Annotated in this window: 13 protein-coding genes; all 13 read left to right on the forward strand. The window is 42.7% G+C overall.

The features are described from left to right. Window positions 1–174 precede the first annotated feature (174 nt). A complete protein-coding gene (locus Gferi_RS18155; protein ID WP_069978995.1) occupies window positions 175–1,572 on the forward strand; it encodes a sigma-54 interaction domain-containing protein in 1,398 nt (465 codons plus the stop codon). A gap of 272 nt (window positions 1,573–1,844) precedes the next feature. Continuing rightward, window positions 1,845–3,098, forward strand: coding sequence for a 2-hydroxyacyl-CoA dehydratase subunit D (locus tag Gferi_RS18160; RefSeq protein WP_069978997.1), 1,254 nt, complete (start codon window positions 1,845–1,847; stop codon window positions 3,096–3,098). Then, a complete protein-coding gene (locus Gferi_RS18165) occupies window positions 3,095–4,225 on the forward strand; it encodes a 2-hydroxyacyl-CoA dehydratase subunit D (protein ID WP_069978999.1) in 1,131 nt (376 codons plus the stop codon). The genes Gferi_RS18160 and Gferi_RS18165 overlap by 4 nt, the downstream gene beginning before the upstream one ends. Window positions 4,226–4,245: 20 nt before the next feature. Further along, window positions 4,246–5,601, forward strand: coding sequence for an acetyl-CoA hydrolase/transferase family protein (locus Gferi_RS18170; RefSeq protein WP_069979000.1), 1,356 nt, complete (start codon window positions 4,246–4,248; stop codon window positions 5,599–5,601). Between the two features lie 21 nt (window positions 5,602–5,622). Further along, window positions 5,623–7,941 (forward strand): 3-hydroxyacyl-CoA dehydrogenase/enoyl-CoA hydratase family protein, encoded by a 2,319-nt coding sequence (locus tag Gferi_RS18175; protein WP_083273629.1) that lies wholly within the window; start codon window positions 5,623–5,625, stop codon window positions 7,939–7,941. 15 nt (window positions 7,942–7,956) lie between these two features. Continuing rightward, window positions 7,957–9,144: a thiolase family protein gene (locus tag Gferi_RS18180; protein WP_236932622.1), complete on the forward strand. Its 1,188-nt coding sequence runs from the start codon at window positions 7,957–7,959 to the stop codon at window positions 9,142–9,144. A 443-nt stretch (window positions 9,145–9,587) separates the two neighbouring features. Beyond that, window positions 9,588–10,550 (forward strand): AEC family transporter, encoded by a 963-nt coding sequence (locus Gferi_RS18185; RefSeq protein WP_069979002.1) that lies wholly within the window; start codon window positions 9,588–9,590, stop codon window positions 10,548–10,550. Between the two features lie 54 nt (window positions 10,551–10,604). Further along, complete coding sequence (locus Gferi_RS18190; protein WP_069979003.1) at window positions 10,605–11,312, forward strand: RraA family protein; 708 nt, start codon at window positions 10,605–10,607, stop codon at window positions 11,310–11,312. A 12-nt stretch (window positions 11,313–11,324) separates the two neighbouring features. Further along, a complete protein-coding gene (locus Gferi_RS18195; protein ID WP_069979004.1) occupies window positions 11,325–12,158 on the forward strand; it encodes a transketolase in 834 nt (277 codons plus the stop codon). A 7-nt stretch (window positions 12,159–12,165) separates the two neighbouring features. Next, window positions 12,166–13,161, forward strand: a complete 996-nt coding sequence (locus tag Gferi_RS18200; RefSeq protein ID WP_207645765.1) for a transketolase family protein — start codon at window positions 12,166–12,168, stop codon at window positions 13,159–13,161. Between the two features lie 5 nt (window positions 13,162–13,166). Beyond that, complete coding sequence (locus Gferi_RS18205; protein ID WP_236932623.1) at window positions 13,167–14,150, forward strand: 2-hydroxyacid dehydrogenase; 984 nt, start codon at window positions 13,167–13,169, stop codon at window positions 14,148–14,150. A gap of 63 nt (window positions 14,151–14,213) precedes the next feature. Next, on the forward strand, window positions 14,214–15,485 hold the full coding sequence (locus tag Gferi_RS18210) for a 3-isopropylmalate dehydratase large subunit (protein ID WP_069979005.1): 1,272 nt from the start codon (window positions 14,214–14,216) through the stop codon (window positions 15,483–15,485). Next, entirely contained in the window at window positions 15,478–15,978 is a 501-nt protein-coding gene (locus Gferi_RS18215) for a 3-isopropylmalate dehydratase small subunit (RefSeq protein WP_069979006.1), read from the forward strand. Before Gferi_RS18210 ends, Gferi_RS18215 begins: the two co-directional genes overlap by 8 nt. Window positions 15,979–15,981: the final 3 nt, after the last annotated feature.

Consider the following 15,981-nt stretch of genomic DNA (forward strand, 5'->3'; position numbering starts at 1 on the left):
GAACACGAATATATTGAAGCAAAAAATATGCCATTATAAATTCATTGAAAAACAAATCAAAAACCGTGAGGCGAGCTGTTTGCTGAACCAATCCCGTTTCAAATTGAACCTTCAAAGGTTCAAGGTGTGATTATGATACATGAATTACCTTTAATGAAAGGGGTGTAATAAGATTTGACTGAAAAAAATCTATTATATGAGGTGCTCGAACAATCAAACGAAGGGTTTTTGATTATGGATGCCAAAGGGACTGTAATTACTGTAAATAAGGCATGGATACAGCTGTGCACAAATGTTCTTGATTTCGATAAGAACGTAATAGGGACACATGTATTCGAATTCAAAGAATATATAAATTATTTCTCGGTTGCGGAATATATTGTTAAGAATAAGACTTCATATTCCAAGGTCTATGCACCATTTGAGGATAGAGTGATCTTCTCGTCAGGAAAACCGATTACTGATAACAGCGGAAAGATAATCTATTTTGTTGTCAAGGTAAACGATATCAGCGATATTTTTCACCTGAGAAACCAGGTTGAAAATTTCAGTCGAATCAAAGAATTATATATTGAGTACTCTAAATCTCAGACAAACGCGGATTTAAATCCAATCCAGGCAGACCCTAAAATGCAAAAAATTTATCAGAAATGTCTTGCGATAAGCGCTACAGATGCAACGGTACTGATCATGGGGGAATCCGGTTCCGGTAAGGAGATTGTCGCTAACTTTATTCACAACAACAGTAATCGGAGCGAAAAACCTTTCGTGTCGATTAATTGTGGTGCGATCCCCGGAACTTTAATCGAATCCGAATTGTTCGGCTATGCTCCAGGCGCATTCACCGGTGCAAATAAAACGGGAAAAAAGGGAATCTTTGAAGCAGCCAATACAGGCACTTTATTATTGGATGAGATAGGAGATATGCCCTTGGAAATGCAGGTTAAACTATTGAGAGTCATGGAAAACAAAGTTATCAGACGTGTTGGCTCAGAGAAAGACATCTCTGTGGATGTTCGGATCATAGCTGCTACCAATTGTGCACTGCCTCAGCTTGTAAAAGAAGGAAAGTTCAGGAGGGATCTCTACTATCGGCTGAACGTAATCAGAATAACGGTTCCACCGTTGAGAGAGCGCCCGAAAGATATTGTCGCTCTCTCAAAATATTTTCATAATCTGTTTAGCCGGAAATATCATCATACTGCGGCAAAAAAAGTGTTTCCGGATCAGCTTTTAGAACAGTTTCTATTATATGATTGGCCTGGCAATGTGAGAGAATTGAGAAATATCATGGAGCAATTGGTCCTTCTTTCAGAAAACGGTACTTTGGATCAGAATATTTTTTTATCCATCATCAACGACGATATGTCTATTCAAAACAGAATAATTACAGAGAATGTGTCTGTAAAACAAATCGCAAGGCTGGATGATATAATAGAGGAAACAGAGAAGCAATTATTTAAAAAGGCATATAGGATGAAAAAGACCAGCAGAGAAATTGCAAAGCTTTTAAACGTATCTCAGACAACTGTTATTCGTAAGCTAAAAAAGTATGGGATCACTACTGATTGAGTTAAGTAAATACATCAAACCAGACAGCAGCATAGGATCGGATAAAAATAGAGGAGTGTTTCACTTAATTGGAACACTTCTCTATTTTTTGCATATGCAAAGCGGCTGGGTGTGAGTACTTTATGGTTCAAAAAAGTTGGACGCTGGACACAATGGCTGGAAAATCAACAATTATAAGTTGGCATGTGAATTGCGTATCTATTTGCATAGCGACCGACACTGTCGCTATATCTGTAATGTAAATTAAAGAAGAAAGGAGAGATTTACAAATTATGTCCGAAAGAAGAATCACATCAAAGCAGCTCTTGCAAAAACTGCAGCTTGACTATTATCTGGATCTTAATAAAGCCAGATACAACGGCCGTAAAGTAGCTTGGGCATCCTCTATTGTGCCTCAAGAATTCATGGAGGTCATGAATATTGCAGTTGCATACCCGGAAAATCATTCGGCTGCTATAGCTGCGAAAAAGGGGGCTCTGCCATACATTGATCAAGCCGAAAAAATGGGCTATTCCAATGATATTTGCTCATATGCCCGCATCAATCTGGCATATGCAGCAATGAAGACAAATGAAATTCCGCCGCTTCCCAAACCTAATTTTGTTGTTTGTACAAACAATATCTGCAATGTGCTGATTAAATGGTATGAATCCCTAGCGAAGCATTTTAAAGTGCCTTTTTTCTTGATTGACGTGCCGTTTAACCATGAAAACTGCGGAGTCAATGAGGAAACATCCACTTTCAATCCGATTCCCCAGGATCGAATTGATTATGTGAAAGCACAGTTTGAAGAATTCATTAAATTTCTTGAGGATATCTGCGGCAAAAAATTTGATTACGAAAAATTTAAAGAGGTCATGACAATTTCTAACCGTACCGCCAAAGCATGGAGCAAAGCGATGAATTATGCTTCTATGATGCCGACGCCCTTGGATGGATTCAACATGTTCAACTACATGGCGATGATGGTATGTCTTCGCGGAAAAAAAGAATCAGCGATGCTTTATGAGATGATCGCTGCTGAGATGGAGGAAAACATCAAAGCGGGAAAAAGCCAGTTTCCCGGTGAGCAAAAATACCGTATTATGTGGGATGGAATCGCTTGCTGGCCTTATCTCAAGCACAATTACACAAGCATGCTGAAGAATGGTGTGGTCATATCGGGATCTACCTATCCAAAGGCATGGGAAATCGTTTATGAGGTTGGAAACATGGATGAGCTTGCCAGTATTTATGCAGGGATCGGCAATAACAGAAATCTGGCAGATCAGCGGGATATCCGCGCTGTCATACAGCGTTCCTGCAAATGCGATGGCGTTATCTATCATATGAACCGAAGCTGTAAGGTCATGGACTTCATGCAGCCGGAAATGCGCCGCCAAATTTCCGAAATAACGAATATTCCTTTTGTATCTTTTGACGGCGATCAGAGTGATCCCAAGAATTTTTCAGAGGCTCAGTTTGAGACACGGGTAGAAGCGCTGGTGGAAAACATGAAAGGAAATAAGGAGGGGTTGGCACAATGAGCAGAGTAGATGATTTGCTGAAACAGATGATCTATGTTACCGAAAATGTAGATAAAGTTGTCAGCGATAAGAAGCATTCAGGCAAGAAAGTGGTTGGAGTATTGCCAATTTATGCTCCTGAGGAGTTGGTTCACGCAGCTGGAATGTTTCCTGTCGGATGCTGGGGCGGATCTACCAATATTTCGATGGCAGCAAAATACCTTCCGCCGTTTGCCTGCTCCATCATGCAGGCGGTTATGGAATATGCCGAAAGAGGTACTTATAAGGATTTGGATGCATTACTTGTACCGACGCCTTGCGATACATTGAAGGCAATATCTCAAAATCTGATCTATGCATGTCCTGATCAGAAAATTATTATTTTAACCCATCCTCAAAACAATAAAATGGAGGCTGGTGTTATCTTTGCCAAAAGTGAATTTGCAAAGGTTAAGGCACAATTGGAAGCTGTTGCTGGAACCACGATCTCCGATCAAGTAATCAACGAGAGTATTGAAATATACAATGATCATCGCAGCGCATTGATGAAATTCACTGAAATTATTGCCAATAACCCTGGCGTGCTTTCAGCTGTAAATCGTCATTATGTTATAAAATCGGGCTTGTATATGGAAAAAGAGGAACATACCAAACTTATTAGAGAACTGAATAGTATCTTAAAAGCTGAACCGAAAATGGACTGGCCGGGAAAAAAGATCGTTCTTGCAGGAATCTTAGCTGAACCCAATGGTTTGTTGGAAATATTCGATGAATTCAGTCTTGCGGTTGTTGCAGATGAACTTGCTCAGGAAAGCAGGCAATTCAGAACTTTGGTACCGGAGGGAAAAGACCCGCTGGAGCGGCTGGCAAGGCAATGGCAGAATAGGGAGGCGTGTTCCGTCATACTGGACAGCGAGAAAAAGCGTGCGAAGCATATCGCTGCGCTGGCAAAAGCTAATCAGGCTGACGGTGTAATATTTTGCCAGATGAAATTTTGCGATCCTGAAGAGTTTGATTACCCATCAATCAAGAAAGCTTGTGAGGATGCGCAGATTCCGCTGCTACATCTGGAGAGTGATCAATTGTCTGATTCCACAGGCCAGTATAGAACACGAATTCAAGCATTTTGCGAATTGCTTGGCCATTAGACATAAGGGAGGTTAAGAGGATGAACTATATCAAAGAGTACCAAAATAAATTAATGACAGCAGATGATGCAGCAAGAACAGTGAAAAATGGAGATTTTGTAATGTACCCTCATTTTGCTATCAAAACTCCGCTCCTAGATGAGGCTCTGGCGATGAGAAAGATGGAATTAGAAGATGTAAAGATCAATTTTGTTACGCTGACCTACATGCCGGAGGTAATCAAAGCGGATCCCGAAGGTGAAGTCTTTATTTTTAGAGATGGTTCTTTCAGCGCGGCGACCCGTGGCTTTTGCAAGATGGGTATACCAATTGTCGCAATCCCTTCTCTTTATCATGAGGCAGGGAGAAATTATGAGATTGAACAGTTAAAGCACGATGTACTATTTCTCGCGGTAACACCCATGGACGATAAGGGTTATTTTAATCTTGGGCCTTCAAGCTCTTATATTGTGGATATGATTAAAGAGAGAGGCGGCATTGGAAGAAGCATGAAGATTTTTGTGGAAGTTAATGCCAAACTCCCTCGTGTACCCGGAGATAATCATGTTCATATCTCACAAGTGGACGGCATCATTGAAGGAGAGCCGGAGGATATGATGGCAATACCTAAGATACCACCTACAGCGGTTGATAAAAAAATCGCGGAGCACATCATGTCGGAAATGGTAGATGGTGCTTGTCTACAGCTTGGCATTGGAGGAATGCCAAACTACGTGGGCAGCATGCTGGCGGACAGTGATTTTAAGGATTTGGGCTGCCATACAGAGATGTTTGTTGATGCTTATATGGATTTGTATAACGCGGGGAAACTCACAAATAAACGGAAAAATATTGATGTGGGGAAGAGTGTGTTTACCTTTGCAATGGGATCGAGAAAGCTTTACGAATTCTTGAGCAACAATTTGGAGGTTGAATGCCGCAGCGTTTCATATACAAACAATCCTTTTATAATTGCTCAAAACCATAATGTTTTCTCTATTTGCAGTTGCATCGCAGTGGACATGATGGGCAACGTATCCTCTGAATCTGTAGGATATAAACAAATATCCGCAACGGGAGGGCAATGGGATTATCACTACGCTTCCATGCATTCCAACGGAGGCAAAGGCTTCGTATGTATGCCCTCAACAAAGAAAGACCATAAGGGAAACGTAACCTCAAACATCGTTCCTAGCTTGCCTGTGGGAACCCAGATATCAGTAGCCTGCAATACCACAAATTACGTTGTAACCGAATATGGCGCTGTAAATATCAAAGGACTCTCCATGTGGGAACGTGTTGAATCATTGGTTTCTATTGCCCATCCCGATTTCCGAGAAGAAATTCTACAGGCAGCGGCGAAGGCTGGTATTTGGAGAAGAAGTAACAAACGATAGTTGGAAAGGAGCGTGCAAAATTTGAAATATAATATCAAAAAAGCGGCAGTAATCGGAGCAGGGGTTATGGGTGCCGGGATCGCAGCAATACTGGCAAATGCAGGAATTACAGTAGTATTGCTCGATATTGTTCCAAAGGAATTTTTAGGTGCTGAAGGAAAGAAAAGATCGGCTTTGGCAGTGGGGGCTATAGAAAGGCTCTTGGCAGACAAAAAACTACCGGCTTTTGCCACAGATGAAATGGCCAAATACATAACGCCTGGCAATCTGGAGGACGATCTGTCCTTGATTTCGGATTGTGACTGGATCATAGAGGTGGTTGCGGAGAATCTGGAAATCAAACATAAACTGATAGAAAGGCTGCTCCCACATATAAAAGCGGATGCTATACTTTCAACGAATACTTCAGGCATTCCTGTTGCCTCTATCGCTAAAAACATGCCTGTTGATTTACAGAAGCGTTTTTTAGGAACACATTTCTTTAACCCGCCAAGATATATGCGTCTTTTGGAAATCATTCCTACAGCAGAGACAGAAACGGATGTTATTGAGTATATGACGGATTTTGGATATCACATTTTGGGCAAAGGCGTTGTCAAAGCACACGATACACCAAACTTTATCGCAAATCGGATCGGAGCGGTGGTAACCCCCCTAGCCTTCAGGCAGATGAAGAAGTATGGATTCGGAATTGACAAAATTGACGTATTAACAGGAAAGCTGATCGGAAGAGCGAAAAGTGCAACTTTCGAGACAGCTGACTTAGTGGGTCTGGATGTTCTTGCCCATGTGAATAACAATATTTTGGGCGCCCTGACAGATGAGGAAGAAAAAGAGTATTTTAAATTGCCGGAAGAAATAAGGGCTATGTGTGAAAACGGGCAGCTTGGAAACAAAACCGATGCTGGATTTTATAAGCGTGTAAAAGATGAAAATAATAAAAAGATCAAACTGGTTTGGGATTTTGCAAAGCAAGAATATGTGATGCCGGATCAGATAGAAGTTCCTTTTATAGAAGTCGGAAAGAAGATATCCAGGCTAAGGGATCGCCTGTGTGCATTGATTTATTCGGATGAGGCAGAGAGCAAATTCCTGTGGGAGAATATCTCGGAAATAATTTACTACTCGGCAAAGGTGAAGAATGAAGTGGCGGATGACTATAAGGATATCGACAATGCCATGAAGTGGGGATATAACTGGGAAGTTGGCCCCTTCGAGCTTTGGGATTTAATTGGTTTTGAAAAAGCTGCACTGAGAATGAAGGCAGACGGAAAGAAGCTGCCCGAATGGGTCGAAGAGCGGCTTGTTAAGAAAGAAAACTTTTATGAAAGGGATCCGGACTTTAACTCCTTTGAATCCGTATATCCGGTACTGAAAAAATTTAATCACAGTACGCTGCTTGATTTGGGAGATGGTGTTTTGGGCTTAGAATTCAAGTCGCCCGGTGATAGCATCACAGCAAATATCAGAAAAGAATTGGTCACAGCAATTGATCAGGTTGAAAATAAAAATCAATATAAAGGATTGGTGCTGCTGAACAGCGGGGGAAATTTTCTGGTGGGTGCTGATTTAAAGGAAATGATCACCAGCATCATGGCTGGGCAGTTGAATGATGTAGGAGATAAAATATCCGAATTTCAGCAGGTAAGTCTCAGAATTAAATACGCAAGGAAGCCTGTCATCGCTGCTGTTCATGGAATGGTATTGGGTGGAGGATGCGAGTTTGCATTACAGGCATCCCGTATCGTTGCTCACGTAGATACCTATATGGGATTGGTTGAAGTCGGTGTAGGGCTCATTCCCGCTGGAGGCGGTTTAAAAGAGCTGGTTCAGCGCAATGAAAAGCTGTTGAAAAGCTTGAGCTGCAACGATTTCACACCGACAATCCAAAAACTGTTATTCCAGGTAGCTACTGCGCAGGTCTCCAAAAATGCATACGAGGCATTGCAGCTGGGTTACTTACAGCCCACAGACATTATTATTGCCCAAATTGATGGTCTTACGGAAAGAGCAAAAGAGGAAGTGCTGCGTCTTGCAAAGGACGGTTTCCGTCAGGTATTGCCGAAACAGACTCAAGTCACAGGAAATTCAGGGATGGCAACGTTGCGGGCAATCATTATGGGAATGACGGAAGGCGGATTTATAACAGGGTATGATGCGGAGATCGCTGAAAAGATTGCGAAAGTGCTTACCGGTGGAGATGTCCCCAATGGAAGCCAAATTACGGAGCAGGAATTGCTTCGCCTCGAAAAGGAAGGCTTTACAGAATTGATCCAAAACGCTAAAACCCATGAAAGAATCAGCGGAATGGTGAAAAACCGCCGTCCCGTCAGAAACTGAAAAGGAGAAATAATAATGATGAAAAATAACGCTGTATTGGTTGCCATGGGACGATCGGCTATTGGAAAGGCGCCGAAAGGTACTTTAAGATATACACGTCCGGAAGAACTTGCAAGTCAGGTTTTGCAAGGGGTGTTAGCGCAACTGCCGGATTTGCCCCAGGGGCAGATTGATGATTTGATTTTGGGGTGTGCAATGCCTGAGGCAGAGCAAGGTCTTAATGTGGCACGAATGATCGCTCTGAAAGCCGGCCTGGGAGAAAGTACCCCGGGACAAACAATCAATCGATTTTGCGCTTCTGGTTTGCAGTCCATTGCAATTGCTGCTAACACGATCACAAGTAGGCAGAATGATATTGTCATTGCGGGAGGCCTTGAATCAATGAGTGCTCTTCCCATGGGCGGAAATATGATGCGACCCGATCCGGGATTGATAAAAAATTCTCCCCATGTATATGATTCGATGGGGATTACGGCAGAAAATGTAGCGGCAAAGTATCACATAAGCCGCGAGAATCAAGACGCGTTTTCCGTAAGGAGCCATGTTCGTGCATATGAAGCTGCTGGGAATGGGAAGTTTGTTGAGGAGATAATTCCTGTCTATGCAGATGTAATTGAAAAAACAGAGAATGGCAGAACTGTAACCAATAAGATTATTTTTGACAAAGATGAAGGAATTCGCCCTGACAGTTCCATTGAGGCATTGGCAAAGCTCAAGCCGATTTTCAAAGTAAAGGGCTCTGTCACGCCTGGAAATTCGTCACAGACCAGCGACGGCGCTGCCTTTGTTGTGATGATGTCGGAGGATAATGCCAAAGCGTTTGGATACCAGCCCATTGCAAAATTAATCGGATATTCGGTAGTTGGAGTTCCCCCTGATCTGATGGGTATTGGGCCAATTTATGCCATTCCGAAGGTGTTGCAGCGTAATGGATTAACACTAAAAGATATTGATCTCATAGAATTAAATGAGGCCTTCGCTTCACAGTCCATTGCCTGCATCAATGAGCTTGGCCTAAACATTGACAAGGTCAACGTAAATGGTGGAGCGATTGCTTTAGGTCATCCCTTAGGCTGCACCGGTACCGTCCTTACCATAAAATTGCTGCAGGAACTGAGAAGAAGAGGGCAGAAGCGTGGGATTGTTAGTATGTGCATCGGCGGCGGAATGGGTGCTGCGGGAGTATTCGAATTGATCGGATGATAGATTTTGTAGTAGATTGGGGCAACTGAAGAATGACAGTGATGTAAAGCAAACAAATTTAATAGGTTATTGTACTCTAATGAAGTTGTTACCTTCAATATAAAAAAAGTAATCCTACCGTAAAAGGCAGGATTACTTTTTTTTCTTCTGTGTGCCTAGCATGGTTGCAATCTAATGAGTGAAAGTACCCAGTGCAAGTTGATCGTGCTATGTAGGTAGAAGCTTGCTTATAAATTTATCATCGAAGGTGATCTCAGCAAGCTTTTTAGTATTATCTTTTTATTCTTAATCATTATAATGTTTTTTCTATGATAATGATAAGTATTATAGTATTTTACTTATCTAGGGTCATGAGCTATATTTATATCATAACATATATGCAAACACGGCCTTTAATCAAGTAACTATTTTATTAGGAGCAATTAACGGAGGGTTAGAATGGAATGAATACTTTTACATACATACTTTTAAATAGTATAATGCCTATTTTTATCATAATTTCATTAGGCTTTGTATTAGGAAAAAAATTTGAGATGAATATATTTACGCTCAGTAGAATAGTTGTTTACTTACTTGTGCCCGCATTTATCTTTGAGAATATCTTTACAGTGAATTTCGACTTTAGCATGGTTAAAATCCTTTTATTCTCTGTGGTTTATTTGGTCAGTAACTACATTTTGGCAAAAATAATAAGCAATATTTTAAAATATGATGCGCGTTTATCAGACGCCTTCGCGAATTCAATCATGTTTAATAATATAGGAAATATTGGATTGCCTCTTATCACACTTGCATTCAGCACCGCCCCATTTGTTGTAGGGGAAAAAACACCTTACTTAAATGAGGCGCTTGCTGCACTGGTGGTGGTTATGATTTTTAATAATGTTACCAGTAATACCATTGGTTTTTATATCGGCGGAAGAGGCACTGTGAGTTTTAAGAAGTCCATCATCAATACGCTAAAATTACCTGCGATACATGCTATTACCCTTGCCCTGATCATTAAAGCGTTACACTTTGATATCACATTAACTCCGATATGGTCTGCACTGATTCTCTTAAAAAATGGATTAGGTGCTATAGCCCTGATAGCAATGGGGGTTCATTTGTCCACAATCAAGCTTGATTTTAAGGATGTGAATGTATATATTTCGTCATTCATCCGATTGATCATCGGTCCACTTCTTGCGATGTTACTTATATATATATTTAGATTTGACAGCGTAGTCGCTCAAACCATACTAATTGCCTACTCTGTCCCTATCGGATTGACTACCGCGTTGATTGCCATCGAATATAATAATAATCAAGATTATACGATCCAGGCGGTTGTTGCATCAACACTTTTCAGTACCATTACACTGCCATTTGTGATCTATATTGCTGGAATGATCTATCCAGCCTAAGTGCTAAAAGTTTAAAATTCGTTAAAGTTATTAATATATTTCTTGGAGGTTTTTATGAAGCGTTTAAATAAAGAACAGCTGAATGTGTTGAAAGAGTTTGATACTCCTACTGTTTGCAATGCTTTAGAAGGATTTAGAATCCGTTCGAATACGGTAGGATTCTGCCATCCTGGCATGGTGTTGCGTACCTCGGACACAAAGCCGATGGTAGGTTATGCTGTAACAGCGAAGATTTCAGGCTGGGGAAAGCCGACGGAAGAGCAGAAAGAAATGATGTTTTCATATTTTCGTGACGTACGGGATGTTGAGGAGCCCACTGTTGCAGTCATTCAGGATATTGATGAACGACCCATCGGGTCGTTTTGGGGAGAGGTGCAAGCAACCACATTTAAAGCTTTAGGTGCAGTTGGGACGCTAACACAGGGTGGTATACGGGATTTAAATGAAGTTGACGCATTGGGGTTTTACTTCTTTTCCACCGAAATGATGGTTGCCAGGGCAGAGTCACATCTAGTGGAGCGAAACACTCCGGTAGAAATCTGTGGATTGACAATTCATCCGGGGGATCTGATTCATGCGGACCATCACGGAGCTACAGTAATCCCGGCAGCGGTTGCACCAAGATTGGCTGAGGCCTGCCGTAGGGTAGCCAAAGCTGAGTTGTTTGTGCTGGAACCTTGCCTCAAGGCTATTGAAAGAGGGGAAAAGCCGACTGTGGATCAACTGCGACAATGGCGTGAACAAATGGTCCGGCTAAGATAAGGGGGGATATTCATGCGGAGAAATTTAAACAAAGAACAGTTGATAGAAAAATCCAGACAGCTTCGAATCAATATTTTAAAGATGCTTTCAAAAGCAGGATCGGGTCATCCCGGCGGTTCTTTGTCAGCGATTGATATTTTGACAGTACTTTATAATAACATTCTACGGCATGATCCTAAGATCCCGGGTTGGGAGGAAAGGGACCGGCTGATTTTGTCCAAAGGTCATGTTTGTCCGGCTTTATATGCTGTTTTGGCAGATTTTGAATATTTTCATGAAGATGAACTGAAGGGCTTAAGAAAATATGGATCTATGCTTCAGGGGCATCCCTGCATGAACAAAACGCCGGGGGTAGAAGTATCAGGAGGATCCCTTGGGCAGGGGCTTTCTATTGCAACAGGTATCGCCCTCGGAGGTAGATTGGATCAAAAAGACTTTCGAGTCTATTGCCTCATGGGAGACGGTGAAATCCAGGAGGGACAAATTTGGGAAGCGGCAATGGCAGCCGGACACTATAAGCTGGATCAGCTTTGTGGGATCGTTGACTATAATAGACTGCAAATCGACGGAGTTGTGGATGAGGTGATGGGGATCAACCCATGTAAGGACAAGTGGATCGCCTTTAATTGGAATGTGATTGAGGTCGACGGGCATGACGTGCTGAAAGTGGAGGAAGCTTTCAAGCAGGCTGAAGCCTATAAAGGGAAGCCGACAGTTATCATCGCCCATACGGTGAAGGGCAAGGGCGTTTCCTTTATGGAAAATTCTCCTGCTTGGCACGGAACAGCACCTAATCATGCACAGCTTGAAGAGGCCTTATTGGAACTCGAATCAAAAAAGGGGTGAACACGAAATGCTTACGGTTGATTTAAAATTAGACCTCAATAATATTCAGAAAAAACCAACTCGTGATGGATACGGAGAGGGGCTGGTAGAAGCAGGAAGGAAGGATCTAAATGTGGTGGCACTAGGTGCGGATATTACCGCGTCAGTGCGGGTTGATTGGTTTAGAGATAAATATCCAGAACGGTTTATCAGCGTTGGTATTGCAGAACAAAATCAGGTAGGGATAGCTGCAGGACTCAGCCTCACAGGAAAGGTGCCTTTCGTAACCAATTATGGTGTGTTTTTAGCCGGAAGAGCTTGGGATCAAATACGAACGACTGTCTGCTATGCAAACCTCAATGTAAAGCTTGGTGGTGCTCATGGGGGGATCTCAGTGGGACCAGACGGAGCGACCCATCAGGCCTTGGAAGAAATAGCTGTCATGAGATGCTTGCCCAATATGAAAGTAGTTGTACCTGCGGATGCCAACGAGACCAAAAAGGCGACCCTAGCTGCAGCTGAAATCTATGGACCGGTTTATATCCGGTTTGGGAGAGAAAAAGTGCCCTCTATTACCAATGAGGATACTCCATTTGAGCTAGGTAAGGCATACTGCGTTCGGAAAGGAACCGATGTTGCAATCATTGCATGTGGCGCCATGGTATATGAAAGCCTGGTTGCCGCAGAGAAACTGGGAAAAGAAGGAATCCAGGCAATGGTAATCAATAATCACACGATAAAGCCTTTAGACGCAAAAACACTTATTGAAGCTGCCAGAATAACTGGAGCCGTGGTAACGGCTGAAGAACATCAGGTGGCTGGAGGTATGGGAAGTGCTGTGCTAGAGCTGTTAGCGCAAAACTGTCCGGTACCGGCCAAAATGGTGGGAGTTTATGACCGATTCGGAGAATCTGGTGATCCTGACATTCTAATGAAGGAATTTGGACTGATCGACACGAACATAGCTGATGCAGTCAGGGCGGTTCTCAAGATGAAAAATAATCCAGAAAGCAAAGAGGAGTGAGAATATTGAAAAAGAAAGCAAAGCTCTACATAGCTAGGAAACTGCCGGAACCAATTGAACAGATGCTGGCATCATTTTTTATTGTAAAGTCCAATCCAAGTGAAGATCTAGAAAGCAAAGAGGAATTTTTAAGAAATATAGAGGGGATTACTGCCCTTGTGACAGATTCCCGGGTTAAGGTTGATGAAGAAGTCATGAACGCGGCAGGACCGCAGTTGAGGGTAATCTCAAACTATGCCGCAGGTTTTAATAATATTGATGTTGCAGCTGCAACAAAAAAGGGAATTGCAGTTACCAATACGCCGGGTGCGGTCAATAACGCCACTGCAGATATTGCATGGGCGCTCATGTTTGGTATTGCTCGCCGTGTAGCTGAAGGAGATCGTCTGATAAGAACCGGTGAACCTTGGAACTGGTCACCATCATTTTTTTTAGGCCGTGATTTTACAGGGAAAACACTAGGGATCATAGGGGCAGGACGGATCGGTATGAGCATGGCGAAAAGAGCCTGCGGCTTCGACATGGAAATCATCTATGCCGACGGCAGGGTGAATGAGCAGCTGGAGAAGGAATTGGGAGCTAAGCGGGTTGATTTGGAAACCTTACTAAAGGAAGCGGACTATATTTCCATACATACACCGCTGACACCTGAGACCCGCCATCTGATTTCAGAAAAAGAGTTTGCTATGATGAAACCTACATCCATCTTAATCAATACTTCCCGAGGTCCGGTTGTAGATGAACAGGCATTGGTAGAAGCATTGAAGACACGTACCATATGGGGTGCAGGTCTAGATGTGTTTGAAAATGAACCCTATGTTAATCAAGAGCTTTTCAAGCTTGATAATGTGGTGATGACGCCGCATATCGGTACAGCGACACCGGATGCACGACGGGACATGGCAATCATGGCAGCACAAAACATTTTGGATATTATGGAAGGGAAGACTCCTGTCGGGATTGTTAACCGTGAGGTGTTAAACCGATAGGCAATGAAGAAGTAGTTATTGTCAATCACTGATATAAACAATAATTTGAAAGGAAGAAAACATATGCATGCTCTCGAAAAAATTCTTGCAAAAGCAGCAAAAAAAGATTCAGTCAGAGCCGGTGAAATTGTAAACTGTGAGGTCGATATGGCCGGTGTCAATGACCTTTATCTGCAGACGATTCGATCATTTTATGAGATGGGGGGAGAAAAGGTTTTTGCGCCGCAGAAAACCATCGTTTTCCTTGACCATTATGCTCCGGCTTCTACGATTATTCAGGCCGATAATCAAAAGCAGTTCCGCGCTTTTTGCCGCGATCAGGGTATTGATAAATTGATGGATATCAATCAAGGTGTATGTCATCAGATTATGGCAGATAAAGGTTTTTCAAAACCCGGTCAATTGATTGTGATTACTGATTCTCATACAACCACCAATGGCGCTTTCGGTGCCTTTGGAACAGGTGTAGGGGCAACAGAGCTGGCGGTTATCCTTCGAACAGGATCATTATGGTTTCGTGTTCCCGAAGTGATACGAATCAATCTTGAAGGTGAGCTTAAGCCGGGCGTTTATGCAAAGGATGTGATTTTATATATCATTGGGAAAATGGGAGCAGATTATGCCGTTTATAAAGCTGTGGAATTTACGGGCTCATTACTTAATCAACTAAGCATGTCAGAGCGCATGGCATTATGCAATATGACAACGGAGATGGGTGCAAAAACCTCCTATATCCAGCCTGACGAAATAACTTTCTCTTATCTTAAAGATAAAGCTGTGGATTATGAAGTGTTCGAAACGGATGCAGATTATCAATATAGTGCGGAACTTACCTTTGATGTTACTGATTTAGGGACACAGATAGCCGCTCCCCACAGCGTGGATAACGTCTTCCCCCTTAGTGAATTTGAAGGGAAACCGGTTGACCAGGCTTTTATAGGAACCTGTACAGGCGGGAGAGTTCAGGATTTGGCTGCTGCGGCGTATATACTGAAAGGTCGCAGGATAAACCCTTCTACGCGACTACTCGTTGTTCCGGCTTCTTCACAAGTCCTTCTTGAGTCAATAGAAAAGGGATATATACAGACACTTGTCGATGCGGGGGCAACGCTGGTTACGCCAGGTTGTGCAGCCTGCCTTGGTACCCATGAGGGGATGATTGCGGAAGGTGAAGTCTGCATTACCTCGTCTAACCGTAATTTTCCTGGTCGAATGGGTCACTCGAAAGCTGAAATTTTTCTGGCATCACCAGCCAGTGTGGCGGCGGCGGCCTTGAACGGCCATATTACAGACCCGGCCAGATATCTGGTTGAAAGGGAGGATCACGATGAATAAAATAGTTGAGGGAAAGGCCTATGTCTTTGGCAGTAATATCGATACAGATCAGATTTATCCGGGACGGTATCTGGCATTGACCGATCCGGCGTTAGTTGCAGAGCATGTCATGGAGGGTGCTGATCCTGATTTTGTCAATAAAGTACAGCCCGGTGATATCATTGTAGCAGCGAAAAACTTCGGCTGTGGTTCCAGTAGGGAACATGCAGTCATCACCATTAAAAATGCCGGGGTAGGAGCGATTTTAGCAGAATCTTTTTCCCGGATATTCTATCGTAACGCGATTAATTTGGGGCTGCCCGTGCTGGTAATTCCTGATATTGCTGCAAAGGTAAAATCTGGCGACCGACTTTCTGTAGATATTCAGACAGGTCTAGTACGAAACGAAACCAGCGGTATCGAAGTCAGAGGCGAGCAAATTTCAGAGTATATGTTTCATATTCTGGAGAATGACGGTATAAAAAACCTGATCAAAAAGAAGTATGAAAAGTAAATC

Source organism: Geosporobacter ferrireducens (assembly GCF_001750685.1).
In the GTDB taxonomy this organism is placed as follows: Bacteria; Bacillota; Clostridia; order Peptostreptococcales; family Thermotaleaceae; genus Geosporobacter; species Geosporobacter ferrireducens.